The sequence below is a fragment of the Methylobacterium persicinum genome, from assembly GCF_022179525.1.
GTDB classification, from domain to species: Bacteria; Pseudomonadota; Alphaproteobacteria; order Rhizobiales; family Beijerinckiaceae; genus Methylobacterium; species Methylobacterium persicinum.
On the sequence record NZ_BPQX01000015.1, the window covers coordinates 73266 to 88907 of the forward strand.

14 protein-coding genes are annotated in these 15642 nt (G+C 67.5%); 10 read left to right on the top strand and 4 right to left on the bottom strand.

Annotated elements, in window-relative coordinates:
* Positions 1 to 17: 17 nt before the first annotated feature.
* Entirely contained in the window at positions 18 to 275 is a 258-nt protein-coding gene (locus MFF22_RS06140; protein ID WP_238248095.1) for a hypothetical protein, read from the top strand.
* Here MFF22_RS06140 and MFF22_RS06145 read toward each other — a convergent pair whose 3' ends face one another.
* Positions 276 to 824, bottom strand: coding sequence for an HNH endonuclease (locus MFF22_RS06145; protein ID WP_238248096.1), 549 nt, complete (start codon positions 822 to 824; stop codon positions 276 to 278). It abuts the gene before it with no gap.
* A 539-nt stretch (positions 825 to 1363) separates the two neighbouring features.
* Between MFF22_RS06145 and MFF22_RS06150 the strand changes: the two genes are divergently transcribed.
* Together MFF22_RS06150 and MFF22_RS06155 are read left to right on the top strand one after the other, a co-directional pair.
* Entirely contained in the window at positions 1364 to 4018 is a 2655-nt protein-coding gene (locus MFF22_RS06150) for a DUF3772 domain-containing protein (protein WP_238248097.1), read from the top strand.
* Positions 4019 to 4147: 129 nt separating this feature from the next.
* Entirely contained in the window at positions 4148 to 4675 is a 528-nt protein-coding gene (locus MFF22_RS06155) for a CAP domain-containing protein (protein WP_238248098.1), read from the top strand.
* Between the two features lie 113 nt (positions 4676 to 4788).
* On the opposite strand, the gene MFF22_RS06160 is transcribed toward MFF22_RS06155, so the two are convergent.
* Positions 4789 to 5622, bottom strand: coding sequence for an OmpA/MotB family protein (locus tag MFF22_RS06160; RefSeq protein ID WP_238248099.1), 834 nt, complete (start codon positions 5620 to 5622; stop codon positions 4789 to 4791).
* A gap of 1 nt (position 5623) precedes the next feature.
* Positions 5624 to 6397 carry a motility protein A gene (locus tag MFF22_RS06165; RefSeq protein ID WP_238248100.1) on the bottom strand — a complete coding sequence of 258 codons (774 nt, stop codon included), beginning with the start codon at positions 6395 to 6397 and terminating at the stop codon, positions 5624 to 5626.
* A 253-nt stretch (positions 6398 to 6650) separates the two neighbouring features.
* Here MFF22_RS06165 and MFF22_RS06170 point away from each other — a divergent pair, with 253 nt between their 5' ends.
* Positions 6651 to 8429: a glucan ABC transporter ATP-binding protein/ permease gene (locus tag MFF22_RS06170; RefSeq protein ID WP_238248101.1), complete on the top strand. Its 1779-nt coding sequence runs from the start codon at positions 6651 to 6653 to the stop codon at positions 8427 to 8429.
* A 58-nt stretch (positions 8430 to 8487) separates the two neighbouring features.
* Here MFF22_RS06170 and MFF22_RS06175 read toward each other — a convergent pair whose 3' ends face one another.
* Complete coding sequence (locus tag MFF22_RS06175; RefSeq protein WP_238248102.1) at positions 8488 to 9657, bottom strand: alanine racemase; 1170 nt, start codon at positions 9655 to 9657, stop codon at positions 8488 to 8490.
* A 213-nt stretch (positions 9658 to 9870) separates the two neighbouring features.
* Between MFF22_RS06175 and MFF22_RS06180 the strand changes: the two genes are divergently transcribed.
* The 6 genes from MFF22_RS06180 (at position 9871) to MFF22_RS06205 (ending at position 15522) form a co-directional block, all read left to right on the top strand.
* The gene (locus MFF22_RS06180; protein ID WP_370877544.1) at positions 9871 to 10590 is read left to right on the top strand and encodes an ABC transporter ATP-binding protein; all 720 of its coding nucleotides are present in this window, start codon (positions 9871 to 9873) and stop codon (positions 10588 to 10590) included.
* Positions 10583 to 11323 carry an ABC transporter ATP-binding protein gene (locus tag MFF22_RS06185; protein ID WP_238248104.1) on the top strand — a complete coding sequence of 247 codons (741 nt, stop codon included), beginning with the start codon at positions 10583 to 10585 and terminating at the stop codon, positions 11321 to 11323. Before MFF22_RS06180 ends, MFF22_RS06185 begins: the two co-directional genes overlap by 8 nt.
* A gap of 62 nt (positions 11324 to 11385) precedes the next feature.
* Positions 11386 to 12603, top strand: coding sequence for an ABC transporter substrate-binding protein (locus tag MFF22_RS06190; RefSeq protein ID WP_238248105.1), 1218 nt, complete (start codon positions 11386 to 11388; stop codon positions 12601 to 12603).
* A gap of 27 nt (positions 12604 to 12630) precedes the next feature.
* Entirely contained in the window at positions 12631 to 13518 is an 888-nt protein-coding gene (locus MFF22_RS06195) for a branched-chain amino acid ABC transporter permease (RefSeq protein WP_238248106.1), read from the top strand.
* A 23-nt stretch (positions 13519 to 13541) separates the two neighbouring features.
* Complete coding sequence (locus MFF22_RS06200; protein ID WP_238248107.1) at positions 13542 to 14528, top strand: branched-chain amino acid ABC transporter permease; 987 nt, start codon at positions 13542 to 13544, stop codon at positions 14526 to 14528.
* A gap of 235 nt (positions 14529 to 14763) precedes the next feature.
* The gene (locus tag MFF22_RS06205) at positions 14764 to 15522 is read left to right on the top strand and encodes an SDR family NAD(P)-dependent oxidoreductase (RefSeq protein ID WP_238248108.1); all 759 of its coding nucleotides are present in this window, start codon (positions 14764 to 14766) and stop codon (positions 15520 to 15522) included.
* Positions 15523 to 15642: the final 120 nt, after the last annotated feature.

Sequence of the window (15642 nt, forward strand, 5' to 3'; positions counted from 1 at the left end):
ATCCGGGAGTGCTCGCCATGTCCGTCCGCAAGCGGGTCCAATGCCTGCCGTTGCTCGCCCTCGCCTTCTGCGCCGGGATCGGCCCGGCCTCGGCGCTGGACGACGCCTTCTCCGACGCACGGCCCCGACGGGTGAATGTGGTGCGGCGCCCGCTGCGGGCGGGCGCTTACGTCCCGCCGCCCGCCCTCATCAGCGGCTACCTGCCCCGCAACAACGCGGTGCCGCTGTACAATGAGCCGCCGGGCCTGCGGGACCGGGGCTATGTCGGCCGCTGATCAGCTCTCCAGCTCGCTGTCCCAGTAGAGATAGTCGAGCCACGTGTGGTGATACTGGCGGTGGTCGAATTCCGGCTGGCGGTGGTGAAGCTCGTACCGGGTCGGACGCCGCGGGGCGTTGATCAGGGGCATCTCCGCCTCGTCCGGAGTGCGGTTCGCCTTGCGCAGGTTGCAGGGCGAACAGGCCGCCACGACGTTTTCCCAACTCGATAGGCCGCCCCGGGAGCGTGGGACCACGTGATCGAAGGTCAGGCCGCCCGAAGGCAGGCGCAGACCGCAATACTGGCATGCAAAGCCATCCCGCAGGTAGATGTTGTAGCGGGTGAATGCCGGGCTGCGGGCCAGGGCGACGTAGTTCTTCAGGGCGACGACACTCGGCACCTTCAGCGATCGTGAAGGCGAGCGGGCCTCGACGTCGTAGCTTGCGACGAGGGTGACCCTGTCGAGGAACAAGGCCGTGAAGGCATCCTTCCAGGACCACAAGGACAACGGATTATAGGAGAGCGGCCGATAATCCGCGTTCAGGACGAGGGTTTGGAGATCCATCATCGGCGCGACTCGCTCACGGCTATCTCTGACGCGTCCAACGCGCGGGAAGTGTCCCGCGCCCCGCCCATCCGCCGCGTTCGCGGCCAGAGACAGGCGAAAGGCCCCACCGGGAGGCCACCCACGGGCGGCTCCCCGCGCAGGCCTGGCGCGGTGTCGGATTGAGGATGAAGGCTGGCGACAGGGCTGGGGACCGGCGGGAAACCACGCCGGGTCTGGCACTCGGATACGGTACGCGGCCGGGCCGTGGCGTCATCACCGCCGGCCGCGCCCCTTCGCTTGATGACGAAAAGGCCCTGTCCATAAGGCGTTCATCTAATCCCACCGTGACACCCTTGTGAAGCTTTCGCTTTCGGGCGCAGGGACGCACCCACAAGGGATCCTTCGCGGCGAGTTCCGGCGGCGGCGTCCGGCCGGGGGTTGGGTCATGCGTGCTTTCGCCTTATTCCTCTGGCGAGACGGGGGCCCACGCCGCCCACCCCACGCGCTCCGCCGCGAATCGCCGGACCCAAGGTCCTGGCCGGCTGCCGAGAGGATTGCTCATGCTGTTTTCGCCAGTGCGCGTAGTCACGCCGCACGGCCCGCGCCGGTTTCATGCCACGCCGCTCGCGTTCCTGGCCGCCGCCGCGGCGGCCCTGTGCCTCGCCTCCCCCCTCCCCGCCCGCGCCCAGACCGCCCCGGCGACGCAGGCCCCCCCGGCAACGGGGGCACCGGCCCCTGCGAAGGCCGCCCCGCCCGCGCCGGGCACCGCCAAGCCGGCTGAAGGGAAGGCCCCGGCCCTGCAGGCCGACGTGCCGGAGCAGTTCAAGATCGTCCGCGGCAAGCTCGAGGAGGCGAAGACCGAACTCGACAAGCACGAGAAGGAGCTCGGCCACGCGGACCTCTCCGCAGCCGATCTCACCGGCATCCGCGATTCCGTGACGGTCGTCACCGACAACGTGCGCGACATCGTCAGCCGCCTCGACGCGCCGCTCGCCGCCGCGCGTGAGCGGCTCTCGCAGCTGGGCCCCAAGCCGAAGGAGGGCGAGGAAAGCCCCGACGTCGCGCAGCAACGCGCCGAGCGCGAAGCCGCGGTCAACCGCATCGACGAGACCCAGCGCCTCGCCCGTTCCCTCGTGGTGCAGGGCGACCAGCTCATCGACCGGGTCTCGAACCGTCGGCGTGCCTCGTTCGCCCGCGATCTGTTTCACCGGACACAGCCGCTCATCAGCCCCGGCCTCTGGGCGAAGGTGATGGCGGATTTCCCCCGGGACATGCGCTCGCTTCAGAGCGCCGTCACCGATATCGGCGTCCTGTTCTCGCGCAACGGCAGCCTCGGCAACCTCCTCCTCCTCGGCCTTGCCTTCGGCGTGTCGGTCGCCCTGTATTTCGGGCGTCGCAACATCGCGCCGCGGGCGGCGCGCCGCGACGAGGGGAAGACCGATCCGTCCCGCCGGGCGACCCTGCTCGGAGCATGGCGGGTGATTCTGGTGGGGACGGTGCCGGCGGTGGCCGGCTCCTACGCAGTGTTCTACGCCCTCGACGAGACCAACCTTCTGCCCTCGCGCCTGCTGCCCGTGGCGGGGGCGATCCTCCTCGGCCTCGCCGTGATCGCCGCCGTCGAGGCCCTGTGCGACGGACTTCTCAGCCCGGACAAACCCGCCTGGCGGCCGGCGCCCGTGAGCGATTCGGCGGCGACGCGCGTCAAGCTCCTGGCCGTGGGCATCGCCACCATCGTCACCGTGGTGAAGTCCGTCGAGGCGCTGAACTCCGGTATCTCCGCGGCCCTCCCGATCTCCATCGCGACACGGGGCATCGGGGCCGTCGCCACGGTCCTGATCCTCGCCATCGGCCTGCATCGCTTTGCGGACACCGAGCAGGAGGAGGAGGCCTGCTTCGGCCCCTACGTACCCACCAAGACCACCACCGGCATCGGCGGACCGGCCCGCCTCGTCGGCTGGGTAGCGGTAGTCATCATCGGCTTCGCGGCGCTCGGCGGCTATGTGGCCCTGGCGACGTTCCTCATCGACCAGCTGATCTGGGTCGTGGCCGTCCTCGTCCTGTTGTACCTGCTGGTCCAGAGCGTCGACACGTTCCTCGGGCGGGCCCTCACCGACGAGAGCCGTCTCGCCACGGCGCTTCAGGCCAATACCGGCCTGCGCAAGCGCTCCCTGAACCAGATCTCCGTGCTGGCGACGGGCGCGGCGCGGGTGGTGCTGATCCTGATCGCCGCCCTGTTGATCCTGGCACCCTGGGGCCTCGATTCCACGGACATCTTCGCGTCGATGCGGTCGGCCTTCTTCGGCTTCCAGGTCGGAGGGGTGACGATCTCGCTCTCCTCAATCGTCCTTGGGATCGGGGTGCTGGTCATCGGCGTCATCGTCACCCGCGCCATCCAGCGCTGGCTCGACCAGACCTACCTCCCCGCCACCGATCTCGATGCGGGTCTGCGCAACTCGATCTCGACGGTCGCGGGCTACGTGGGCTTCCTGCTCTCCCTCGCCCTGGCCTTCTCCTATCTCGGCTTGAGCCTGGAGAAGATCACCATCGTGGCCGGTGCCCTGTCGGTCGGTATCGGTTTCGGTCTGCAGTCCATCGTCAACAACTTCGTCTCCGGTCTGCTGTTGCTCTGGGAGCGGCCGATCCGCGTGGGCGATCAGGTGGTGATCGGCGATTCCGAGGGAATCGTGAAGCGGATCTCCGTCCGCTCGACGGAAATCCAGACCTTCGACCGGTCAGCGGTCATCGTCCCGAACTCGAATTTGATTTCCGGCATCGTGAAGAACCGGGTGCGCGGCGACAGGACGGGCCGGCTCTCGCTCACCGTCAGCGTGCTGCGGAACCAGGACCCGGTGAGGGCCGCGGAAATGATCACCGCCTGCGCCGAGGCGCATCCCGACGTGGTGCGCGAACCGGCGCCGCGGGTGGTCTTCCGCAAGATCGGCGACCCCTTCCTGGAATTCGAGCTGCTGGCCTGGATCAGCGACGTGAGTCTCGGCCTGAAGGTCCAGACCGACCTCAACTTCGCGGTCTTCAAGACCCTTTCCGGCGAGGGCTTCATCCCGCCGCTCGGACCCGGATCCAGCATCGTCACGGTCCAGGGCCTCGACGGAATGCAGAGCGCCATCGGCGAGATCGCCAAGACTTTCGTCAGGCCGACGCAGGAGGTCCCGGAGGAGGTCTCCCGACGCGACCGGGTGCGCAGCGCGGGCGTTTGAGGGCGCGCCCTCCCTGCGGAAAGGGAGGGCGGCAGACGTGAAGCCCGCAGGCAGGCGGATGCGCGGCGGCGGGGCGCTGACTATATGCCGCCCGACAGGGACAACAGGTCGCGAAGGGCGGACGGGATCATGCAGAGCGGACAGGGGGATGTGCGCAGGCAGCGGCAGGTCGGGCTCGGGCTGGTGGCGGCCTTGGCCGGGACGGCCTTGCTCGGGGGCTGCAGCACCGACACCCCGACCACGGGTGCCATCCCGGCACTCTACCTGCCCCTCGCGTCCAACACCGCGCAGATCGATGTCGAGGCGGCCCGGGACATGATCTCGGCCTATCGCAAGAACAACGGCGCGGCGCCTTTGACGGTGGATCCCGAGCTCCAGAAGCTCGCGGAGACCGAAGCGGCCGCGATGGCCGCCGCCGACCGGCCGAGCAAGGCCCAGACGGTCAAGGCGGCCGTGACCCGGCTCGGCTATGCGGACGTGAACGCCAACCTCTCCGCGGGCTATCATACCCTCGCGGAGGCGTTCTCGGGCTGGCGGGAGAGCCCGCCGCACAACGCCACTATGCTGGATCCGAAGGCCGCGCGGATGGGCATCGCCACGGCCTATGCGCCGGGCTCCAAGTACAAGGTGTATTGGGCGCTGCTCACCGCGAAGTAGCGCCGTCGTCACCTGTTAGAGCGTTTTCTGTCATCCTTGGATCACCTCCTCCACGGCCATTGCGAGCGAAGCGGCAACGGAGAGGAGGCGAACCAATGTTTCCCGAAAATGCGCTAGGGCAGGCCTTTCATCACCGGGACCGCAGGCGCTTCCTTCAGCAGCGTGATCGTCACACGACGGTTGGCGGGCATGTAGGGGTCGTCGGGGAAGAGCGGCTCGGTATCGGCCTTGCCGGTGACGGAACTGAACCGATCGTCTGGCACGCCCGCCCCCGCGAGGATTTCCCGCACGCTCAGCGCCCTGTTGGCCGTAAGCTCCCACGGCGGCGCGGCCGACCGGCGACCGGGACGGTCGGACGAGGTGTACCCGGTCACGACGATGCGGTTCGGCATCTTGCGCAGGGCCGGCGCGAGCTTCTCCAGGAGCCTGCGGGTCCTGTCGTTCGGGCGGCTCGACTCGTCTGGAAACATCGACCGCCCATCCTGATCGACGATCGAGACGTCGAGTCCCTTCTCGCTGCGGGCGATGATGACGTTCTTCGAGATCTCGGCGAAATCCGGCATGTCCTGCAGCGCCTGCCTCAAGGATGCGGCGGCAAGGCCGAAGGCCTCCGGATTGCCGATGTCGAGCAACCCGTCCTCGGCGCTCTTCTCCAGGGCGGGGGGCGTGGTCCGGTTGCTGGCCCTTTCAGGCGGGATGTTGCGGAGGTTCTTCAGGTGATCGGCGGCGGGGATGCCATCCGCCTCGGTGATCCCCGCGAAATGGGAATCCTTCGTCTGGCCGAAGGCGTCGCGCATGGAACCGGCGACGAGCTGAAGCTTCTTCTGATCCTGCGTGGAGTAGGCGGCGACCATGACGAAGAAGCTCATCAGGAGCGCCATCAGGTCGGCGAAGGTCACGAACCAGCCGTGACCGCCGTGGGCTCCGCCGCGCTTTTTTCTGGCCATATCAGGCGGCCGCATCCATCACCGCTTCCCGGTGGTGATGCGGCAGGTAGGCCACCAGCATCTCGCGCACGAGTGTCGAGCTCTTCTGATCGCGAATCAGCAGGATGCCGTCGATGATCAGCGAGCGCGACACGTCCTCCTCCTCCAGCTTCACGTGGAGCTTGTCGGCCAGCGGAAGCGTGATCAGGTTGGCGATGACGGCGCCGTAGAGGGTCGCGAGCAGGGCCGTGGCCATGGCCGGACCGAGCTTGGAGGGGTCGGACATGTTGGCGAACATCGCGACCATGCCGAGGATGGTGCCGACCATGCCCCAGGCCGGGGCGCAATCGCCATAGGCGCGATAGACCTTCGACCCCTCATCGAGATGCAAAAGGAAATTGTCGCGGTCCCGCTCCATCGTGTCGCGGATGAATTCGCGGTCGTAGCCGTCCGCGATGTAGCGGGCGCCCTGGGCGAGGAAGGGATCGGAGATCTCGATGTTCTCGAGGGCGATCGGCCCCGACTTGCGCACCACGTCGGCAATTCTGGTGAGTTCCTCGATCAGATCCTGTGGCTTCACCGAGCGCGTCGTGAAGGCGAAGCGCAGCCCCATGGGCACGCCGTGCATAATGGTCGAGAAGGGGAAGCGGATCATCGTCGCCGCGGTGGCGCCGCCGAACACGACGACCGCCGCATGCTCGGAGACGTAGGCCCCGAAATGGCCGCCATCGAGCATGATGAGCCCGACAACGACGCCAGCGCCGGCCAGGAGCCCCAGTGCGGTAGCAAGATCCATGAAATGCGGCCCGACGCGGTTCCGGCGATCCGCGCAACGGAATCGCGGCTCACCCGCCGGTAGCCTGGGGCAGCCATGCTGAACGAACGGTAAAGCTTCCGGCGATCCCGCGCCTTTCCGTCATCGCCCGTTCAGCCGGGAAAGGGAATAAGTCTCTCGTTGCACGGGTTATTGACCCCCAAGGCGGGCGAAGCACGCGCGACGAGATTGAGGGCGGTTCCGGTAACGGCCGGGACCGGCGTGGAGCGTCACGATGGTTCGCCTGTACGGACGGGTTCTGGGTTTCCTGAAGGCTGAGCGGCGCCTTGCGATCTCGCTCGGCATGGCCAACCTGCTCCTGGCGGTGGCGGCGTTCGCCGAGCCGCTGCTCATGGGCCGGATCATCGACGGTCTGACGCACCTGCAACGGGGCGGCAACGCCATGACGCAGATGCTGCCGCTGATCATGGCCTGGGTTGGGTTCGGCTTCTTCACCATCGGTGCGGGCGTGTTCATCGCCCTGCATTCCGACCGCCTGTCCCACCGCAACCGCCTGTCGAGCATGGCGGCCTTCTTCGAGCACGTCCTCGACCTGCCCCTGGCCTTCCACTCGGCCAACCATTCCGGCCGCATCCTCAAGGCGATGCTGGAGGGCACGAACGGCATGGCGTGGCTGTGGCTCGGGTTCTTCCGGGACCATCTGGTGGCGCTGGTGTCGCTTGGCGTGCTCCTGCCGATGACCCTGCTGATCAACTGGCAGCTCGGCTCGATCCTGGTGGTGCTCGTCCTGGCCTTCACCGCCCTGACGACCTTCGTCATGCGCCGGACCGAGACCCTTCAGGGGCAGGTCGAGCACTTCAATTCCGGCCTCGCCGCCCACGCCTCGGACGCCCTCGGCAACGTTGCGGTCATCCAGTCCTTCACCCGCGCCAAGGCCGAGAAGGACGCCATGCGCGACATCATCGCCAAGCTCTTGGACGCGCAGATCCCGGTCCTGTCCTGGTGGGCTCTTGCCAACGTCGCCACCCGCGCCTCGGCGACGATCACCATGACCGCCATCTTCGTGACCGGCATCTCCCTCTATCAGTCCGGCAACACGACGGTGGGTGAGGTCGTGGCCTTCATGAGCCTCGCCACCGCCTTCGTCTCGCGCCTCGACCATGTGGTCGGCTTCGTGAACGGTCTGTTCCAGCAGGCGCCGAAGATCGCCGAGTTCTTCGCGATCTACGACACCGTGCCCAGCGTGGCGGACCGGCCCCATGCGGTGCAGGTGGCGCGTTTTGAGGGCGAGGTCGTCTTCGACGAGGTGGCCTTCTCCTACGACAACCGGCGCCGGGCGCTGGACGGCGTGTCCTTCTCGGCCAAGCCGGGGGAGACCGTGGCCCTGGTCGGCACCACGGGCTCGGGCAAGTCGACGACCCTCGGGCTCCTGCACCGGAGCTTCGACCCCGCTGCCGGCGCGATCCGGATCGACGGGCTCGATGTCCGGGACGTCGCCCTGTCGTCCCTGCGGCACAACATCGGGGTGGTGTTCCAGGAACCGATGCTCTTCGCCCGCTCGATCCGGGAGAACCTGCAGGTTGGACGCCCGGACGCCACGGATGCGGAGATGCTGGAGGCCCTCGAGCGGGCCCAGGCCGGGGAGTTCATGGCCCGTCAGGCCGACGGTCTCGACACGGTGATCGGCGAGCGGGGCCGCTCTCTGTCGGGCGGCGAGCGTCAGCGCCTGTCCATCGCCCGGGCGCTGCTCAAGAACCCGCCGATCCTCATCCTCGACGAGGCGACCTCGGCGCTCGATGCCGCCACGGAGCGCAAGCTCCAGGGCGCCCTCGAAGCGGTGATGGAGGGGCGGACGACCTTCGTGATCGCCCACCGCCTGTCTACGATCCGCAATGCGGACCGGATCCTCGTCTTCCATGAGGGCCGGATCGTGGAGAGCGGTACCTTCGACCAACTGGTCGACCTCGACGGCCGCTTCGCTGAACTCGCCCGGGCGCAGTTCATGGCGGCCCAGGCCGAGGAAGACGAGAGCGCCTACGCCCTGGCGGCCTGACCGGCATGCGCCTTCCGTCCCCGCCCCTCAGGGGCGTGGGACGGTGGCGGCACCGGCATCACCACCCGTTGATGCGCGGCCAGACCGCGGCGGCCCGGCCGTCGCGGTCAAGCACATGGTAGCAATGGTATTGCGCGGCGGTGGCGCAGGCGTGGTTCGGCAGTATCCGCACGAGGGTGCCCACCGGAAGATCGGGGCGCTGAGCCCCAGAGCCCTGCCGCAGGGCGAGAACGCCGTGCTCCTGATTCGCCTGCGCGACGATCAGGTCGTCGTAGGGCTTCCCGGCCCGGTCGCAGACCAGACCGTAGCCCTGGTCCACGGCCTGCGCGGCGGTGCCCCTGTCGCGGGACATGGCCATCCATCCGGCGTCGGTGATGATCCAGCCCTTGTCCGGCCGGTGGCCGATCACGGAAGCGAGCACCGAAACGGCGATATCGCCCACGGCGCAGGAGCCGATGCCGGCCTGCACCAGATCCCCGAACATATAGACGCCGGCCCGGACCTCCGTGATCCCGTCGAGGTGGCGGGCGTGCGAGGCGGTCGGCGTGGAGCCGACGCTGACGACCGGACACGGCAGGCCCGCCGCCATCAGAGTCTCCGCGGCCTGCAACGCGGCGGCACGCTCCCCCTCGGCGGCCTCGGCCAAGGCCTCCGGATCCGACAGGCCGTAGCTCTCCCCCGCATGGAGAAGCACGCCCCGCAGTTCCGCCCCGGCGGCGACACGCTGGCCGATGCCGCGCAGGAGGTCCGCATCGCCGGGCTTCACGCCGGAACGGTGACCGTCGGGATCGACCTCGATGAAGACCGGCAGCCGGTCACCCGTCCGGCGGCTCCATTCCGACACGGCCTCGGCCTGGGCAAGGGAGTCGAGAATCACCGCAAGGTCGGCGCCGAAGCGGCGACGGATGGTACCGACCCGGTCGAGCTTATGCGGGGCGATGCCCACGGCGTAGGTCAGGTCGCGCACGCCGCGCTCGGCGAAATACTCCGCCTCCTTCAAGGTCGAGACGGTGGCCGGGCCGCCGGGGCCGGTCATGGCCATCAGGGCCACGTCGATGGACTTGGCGGTCTTCAGGTGCGGGCGGAAGGCGACGCCGTGGCGCTCGACCTGCGCCCGCATCCCGGAAAGGTTGGCCGCAAGCTTCGCCTCATCGAGGAGAAGGCAGGGGGTCTGCAGGGCGCCGAGCCCGTCCGCCCCGGCATCGAGCCCGTCCTTCGCTGCCGCCATCGTCTTGCCCTTCCCTGTTCGACCGGTGCGTCCGTGTAATCCGTCCAATCGGTCCGCAAAACCGCGGCGGCCATATCAGCGGCCGTGGATTGTTTGGCGCCCCTCGCGGAATCCGGTGGACGGCCCGACTCTGCTTCGTCCATAGAACCGGAAACAACGCGGGGAGGGCCGCTCTTGGGACGGGACGTGATCCTGGCAACTCAAGGGTTGACCATGGAATTCAAGGGATTTCGTGCGGTCAACAATGTTGCGCTCGAAGTCGAGCGTGGGACGATCCACGCGTTGATCGGCCCCAACGGGGCCGGCAAGACGACCTGTTTCAATCTCCTGACCAAGTTCCTGCAGCCCACCGCGGGTTCGATCCGCTACAAGGACCGCGATATTACCGGCCTGAAACCGGCCGACGTCGCGCGGCTCGGCCTCGTCCGGTCTTTCCAGATCTCGGCCGTCTTCCCGCACTTCACGGTGATGGAGAACGTCCGCATCGCCCTGCAGCGGCGCCGCCACGGCGATTCCTTCGATTTCTGGCGGGCGGAGAAGTGCCTGCGCGTCCTCAACGCCGAGGCTCTGGAACTCGTCGAGGCGGTGGGCCTGTCGGACTTCGCTTCGACCCTCGCTGTGGAACTCTCCTACGGCCGCAAGCGCGCCCTGGAAATCGCCACGACCCTGGCGCTGGACCCGGAGATGCTCCTTCTCGACGAACCGATGGCCGGCATGGGCCATGAGGACGTGGACCGCACCGCTGAGCTCATCCGCCGGGTCTCGAAGGCCCGCACGATCCTGATGGTCGAGCATAACCTCTCGGTGGTCGCCTCCCTGTCGGACCGGATCACCGTCCTCGCCCGGGGGCAGGTGCTGGCCGAGGGCGATTACGCCACCGTTTCGAAGGATCCCCGCGTGGTCGAGGCTTATATCGGGGCCGGACATGCCTGAGGCCGCCTTCAAGGCATCGCCGGCGGCGTCCTCCGCCCCCCTCCTGACCGTCCGGGGCCTCGAGGGCTGGTACGGCGAGAGCCACGTCCTCCATGGCATCGACATCGACGTGAAAGCCGGCGAGGTCGTGACGCTCCTCGGCCGCAACGGTGCCGGGAAGACCACGACCCTGCGCGCCATCATCGGCATCCTCGGGCGGCGCTCGGGCTCCATTGTCTACGACGGGGTCGAGACGATCGGCATGGCCTCCCGCAAGATCGCCAAGCTCGGCCTCGGCTACGTGCCCGAGGAGCGCGGGATCTTTTCCAGCCTCACGGTTCAGGAAAACCTGATGCTGCCGCCCCGGGTGAAGCCCGGCGGCATGTCGGTCGCCGAGATCCACACCCTGTTCCCGAACCTCAAGGAGCGGGCGGGAAGCCAGGGCACCAAGCTCTCCGGCGGCGAGCAGCAGATGCTCGCCATCGGGCGGATCCTCCGCACCGGCGCCAAGCTAATCCTGCTCGACGAGCCGACAGAAGGTCTCGCCCCGGTGATCGTGCAGCAGATCGGCCGCACCATTCAGAAGCTGAAAGCGGACGGATATACGATCGTCCTCGTCGAACAGAACTTCCGCTTTGCGCAGACGCTGGCCGACCGGCATTTCGTCATCGAGCAAGGCCGGGTCATCGACCAGATCCACAATGCCGATCTTGACGCGAATATCGACAAGCTCCACGCCTATCTCGGCGTGTGAGCGGGTTTAACCGAACTTCTACTGAACAAATGGGGCCGATTGGCCGCCGAGGAGTGACACCGATGAACGGACGCCTTCCGCTCGCCGCACTCGCTGCCGCCTTCCTGGCAGGCGCAGCGCTGATCTCGCCCGCCTCGGCGCAGACGGCGGTCAAGATCGGCATCCTCGGCGACCGCTCGGGCGCCTATTCGGACATCAGCGGCGAGGGATCGGTGGTTGCCGCCCGCCTCGCCGTGGAGGACTTCAAGCCCGAACAGCACGGGCTGAAGGTCGAGATCGTCTCCGCCGACCACCAGAACAAGCCGGATGTCGGGGCCGCCATCGCCCGGCAATGGTACGACCGCGACAACGTCGACATGATCACGGACGGCGTCACCTCCTCTGTCGCCCTGGCGATCAGCCAGGTGACCAAGGAGAAGAACAAGGTCTTCATCGATACCGGCGCCGGCACCGCGGACCTCACCGGGCCGCAATGCAGCCCGAACACGATCCACTGGGTGTACGACACCGTGGCGCTCGCCAATGGCACCGGTGGCGCGATGGTCAAGCGCGGCGGCAACACCTGGTTCTTCCTCACCGCGGACTACGTGTTCGGCCAGACCCTCCAGCGGGACACCACCGCCGTCATCACCAAGAACGGCGGCAAGGTCGTCGGCTCGGTGAAGACCCCCTTCCCCACCGCTGACTTCTCCTCGTTCCTGCTCCAGGCCCAGAGCTCGGGCGCCAAGGTGATCGGGCTGGCCAACGCGGGCGCCGACACGATCAACTCGATCAAGCAGGCGGGCGAATTCGGCATCACCGAGGGCGGCCAGTCCCTCGCCGGCCTGCTGGTCTTTTCCTCGGACGTGCATTCCCTCGGCACCAAGGTCGCGCAGGGCCTCGTGCTGACCGAGCCCTTCTACTGGGATCTGAACGACCAGACCCGGGCCTTCTCCGACCGCTTCTCCAAGCAGATGAAGGGCTCCAAGCCGACCTCCAACCATGCCGGCGTGTATTCGGACGTGCTCCACTATCTGAAGGCCGTGGCCGAAACGAAGTCGGTTGCGGACGGCGCCGCCACGGTCGCCAAGATGAAGGCGATGCCGACCGACGATCCGCTGTTCGGCAAGGGCGTCATCCGGGCGGACGGCCGCAAGATCCACGACATGTACCTGTTCGAGGTCAAGAAGCCGGCCGAATCGAAGGGTGAGTGGGACCTCTACAAGAAGCTCGAGACCATCCCCGGCGATCAAGTGTTCCGCCCGTTGGGCGAGGGCAACTGCCCGCTGGTGAAGGGCTGATCGGTCGCGGCGTCGGGGAGGCGTGCCATGATGACGATTTTCGGCGTGCCGACCCAGGCGCTGTTCGGCCAATTGCTGCTCGGGCTGATCAACGGATCGTTCTACGCGATCCTGTCGCTCGGGCTGGCGATCATCTTCGGCCTGTTGAACATCATCAACTTTGCCCACGGTGCGCTCTACATGATGGGCGCGTTCGTGGCCTGGATGCTGCTGACCTATCTGGGGCTGGGCTACTGGTTGGCGCTGGGGCTGGCGCCTCTGGCGGTGGGGGTGTTCGGCGTGATCCTGGAGCGGGTGCTGATCGCCCGGCTCTACAAGCTCGACCACCTCTACGGCCTACTCCTGACCTTCGGCCTTGCGCTGATCATCCAGGGCCTGTTCCGCAACGAATACGGCGTGTCCGGCTTGCCCTACGCGATCCCCGCGGAACTGTCGGGCGGCCAGCGCCTGCCGTTCATGTTCCTGCCCAATTACCGAGCCTGGGTGGTGGTAGCCTCCCTCACCGTCTGCCTCGCGACATGGCTGGTCATCGAGAAGACGAAGCTCGGCGCCTACCTCCGGGCCGCCACGGAGAACCCGACCCTGGTCCAGGCCTTCGGCGTGAACGTGCCCCTGTTCCTCACCCTGACCTACGGGTTCGGCGTGGCGCTGGCCGGCTTCGCGGGCGTGCTGGCGGCGCCGATCTACTCGGTGAACCCCAACATGGGCGCCGACATCATCATCGTCGTCTTCGCGGTGGTGGTGATCGGCGGCATGGGCTCGATCATCGGCTCGGTGATCACGGGCTTCGCCCTCGGGCTCGTGGAGGGACTGACCAAGGTGTTCTACCCCGAGGCATCCTCCACCGTGATCTTCGTGATCATGGTCGTGGTACTGCTCGTCAAACCCGCCGGCCTGTTCGGGCGCACGGCCTGACCGCGAACTGAGGCTCGACAATCATGGCCGACACCGCCGCCCTCGACGCTGCCCCGATCGCCGCCTCCCTCCCGGAGAACCGGGACGACAAAGCCCTCCAGCGCAAGATCTTCGTCGGGCTGGCGGTGCTGCTGATAGTAGCGCCTACGGTGCTCTACCCCGTCTACCTGATGAAGGTCCTGTGCTTCGCCCTCTTCGCGCTGGCCTTCAACCTGCTGCTTGGCTACGGCGGCCTCCTCTCCTTCGGCCATGCCGCGTATTTCGGCATGGCGAGCTATCTCTCGGCCTATAGCGCCAAGGTTCTCGGCCTCACGCCGGAGCTCGCCATCCTCACCGGCACGGCGACTGCTGCCCTGCTCGGCCTCGTCTTCGGCGCCCTGGCGATCCGGCGGCAGGGCATCTACTTCTCGATGATCACCCTCGCCCTGGCCCAGATGGCGTTCTTCTTCGCCCTGCAGGCCAAGTTCACCGGGGGCGAGGACGGTATCCAGGCGGTACCCCGGGGCGCCCTGTTCGGCGCGTTCCGCCTCGATGACGACCGGGCGATGTATGCCCTGGTGGCAGTGGTGTTCTTCCTCGGAATGCTCGCGATCTACCGCATCATCCACTCACCCTTCGGGCAGGTGCTGAAGGCGATTCGCGACAACGAGAGCCGGGCCATCTCGCTGGGCTACCGGGTCAACCAGTACAAGCTCGCGGTCTTCGTCCTCTCGGCGACCTTGGCCGGCTTGGCCGGCTCTACCAAGGCGATCGTCTTCCAGCTCGCCTCGTTGACCGACGTCCACTGGTCGATGTCGGGCGAAGTGGTGCTGATGACCCTGGTCGGCGGCATGGGTACGGTGTTCGGCCCCATCGTCGGTGCGCTGGTGATCGTCTCCATGGAGACCTACCTCGCGCAGTTCGGGGCGTGGGTCACGGTGATTCAGGGGTGCGTCTTCGTGCTCTGCGTGCTGCTGTTTCGCGAGGGCGTCGTCGGCCTCATCGCCCGGACGCTGCACAAGCCGCTTTAGCCGGCTGCTGCAAAAGTCCGGCGCGGGAGATCATTCGCTCAGGGTGCAGTGCGTGCATACCGCCGCCGCCGTCTTTGCGAGCGCAGCGAAGCAATTCAGGGACGCGGAACATCGACAATCGTGGCGCTTGCCCTGGATTGCTTCGCCTTGCTCGCAAAGACGGTGAGGATGTCTTCGATGGTTTAGAAACCTCGTCTCCTCCGAGGGACATGCTCTCAAGCCTGCTAGGACCGCCATGCTCATCGCCGATCGCGTCATCCTCGTCACCGGCGCCGCCTCCGGCCTAGGGCGCGGCGTCGCGGAGTTGCTGTCGGAGAAAGGCGCGAAGCTCGTCCTGGCCGATCTCGCCCCCCGGGGCGCCGACGTTGCCGACCTTTTGGGCGCGACCTTCGTGCGCACTGACGTAGCCGACGACGCGGAGGGTCGCCGGGCGGTCGAGGCCGCAGTGTCCACGCATGGGGGGCTGCACGGTCTCGTCAATTGTGCCGGCATCGTCTCCGGCGGCCGGGTGGTGGGCCGGGATGGGCCGCACGATCTCGATGCCTTCGCCCGGACGGTGCGCGTCAACCTGATCGGCACCTTCAACATGATCCGCCTCGCAGCGCAGGCCATGGCGGCGGGCGAGCCCGACGGCGAAGGGGAGCGAGGGGTGATCGTCTCCACCGCCTCCATCGCAGCGTTCGACGGACAGATCGGGCAAGCCGCCTATGCCGCCTCGAAGGGCGGCGTGGCGAGCCTGACGCTGCCCCTGGCCCGGGAGCTGGCGCAGCACGGCATCCGCGTGGTCGCCATCGCGCCGGGCGTGTTCGAGACGCCGATGATGGCCGGCTTGCCCGACACGGTGCGCGAGGCCCTCGGCCGGTCTGTGCCCTTCCCCGCGCGCCTCGGCCGTCCGGCGGAATTCGCCGCCCTCGTCGCCCACGTCATCGGAAACCCGATGCTCAACGGCGAGGTCATCCGGCTCGATGGAGCCCTGCGCATGGCGCCGCGGTGAGCGCGGTGCCTGTAATCTAAACAGCGCTTGTGAATAGGGCAGCCAAGTGCCTTGGCAAGGCGGCCCCGGGATCGGCCCGACTTGTGTGGCATTCACGCATCGAAGACACCGGCAATGTGG

Excerpts from the sequence above, each read along its gene's own strand:
- MFF22_RS06140 (WP_238248095.1), top strand. The coding sequence starts at position 18 with ATGTCCGTCCGCAAGCGGGTCCAATGCCTGCCGTTGCTCGCCCTCGCC.
- MFF22_RS06145 (WP_238248096.1), bottom strand. The coding sequence starts at position 824 with ATGATGGATCTCCAAACCCTCGTCCTGAACGCGGATTATCGGCCGCTC.
- MFF22_RS06150 (WP_238248097.1), top strand. The coding sequence starts at position 1,364 with ATGCTGTTTTCGCCAGTGCGCGTAGTCACGCCGCACGGCCCGCGCCGG.
- MFF22_RS06155 (WP_238248098.1), top strand. The coding sequence starts at position 4,148 with ATGCAGAGCGGACAGGGGGATGTGCGCAGGCAGCGGCAGGTCGGGCTC.
- MFF22_RS06160 (WP_238248099.1), bottom strand. The coding sequence starts at position 5,622 with ATGGCCAGAAAAAAGCGCGGCGGAGCCCACGGCGGTCACGGCTGGTTC.
- MFF22_RS06165 (WP_238248100.1), bottom strand. The coding sequence starts at position 6,397 with ATGGATCTTGCTACCGCACTGGGGCTCCTGGCCGGCGCTGGCGTCGTT.
- MFF22_RS06170 (WP_238248101.1), top strand. The coding sequence starts at position 6,651 with ATGGTTCGCCTGTACGGACGGGTTCTGGGTTTCCTGAAGGCTGAGCGG.
- MFF22_RS06175 (WP_238248102.1), bottom strand. The coding sequence starts at position 9,657 with ATGGCGGCAGCGAAGGACGGGCTCGATGCCGGGGCGGACGGGCTCGGC.
- MFF22_RS06180 (WP_370877544.1), top strand. The coding sequence starts at position 9,871 with ATGGAATTCAAGGGATTTCGTGCGGTCAACAATGTTGCGCTCGAAGTC.
- MFF22_RS06185 (WP_238248104.1), top strand. The coding sequence starts at position 10,583 with ATGCCTGAGGCCGCCTTCAAGGCATCGCCGGCGGCGTCCTCCGCCCCC.
- MFF22_RS06190 (WP_238248105.1), top strand. The coding sequence starts at position 11,386 with ATGAACGGACGCCTTCCGCTCGCCGCACTCGCTGCCGCCTTCCTGGCA.
- MFF22_RS06195 (WP_238248106.1), top strand. The coding sequence starts at position 12,631 with ATGATGACGATTTTCGGCGTGCCGACCCAGGCGCTGTTCGGCCAATTG.
- MFF22_RS06200 (WP_238248107.1), top strand. The coding sequence starts at position 13,542 with ATGGCCGACACCGCCGCCCTCGACGCTGCCCCGATCGCCGCCTCCCTC.
- MFF22_RS06205 (WP_238248108.1), top strand. The coding sequence starts at position 14,764 with ATGCTCATCGCCGATCGCGTCATCCTCGTCACCGGCGCCGCCTCCGGC.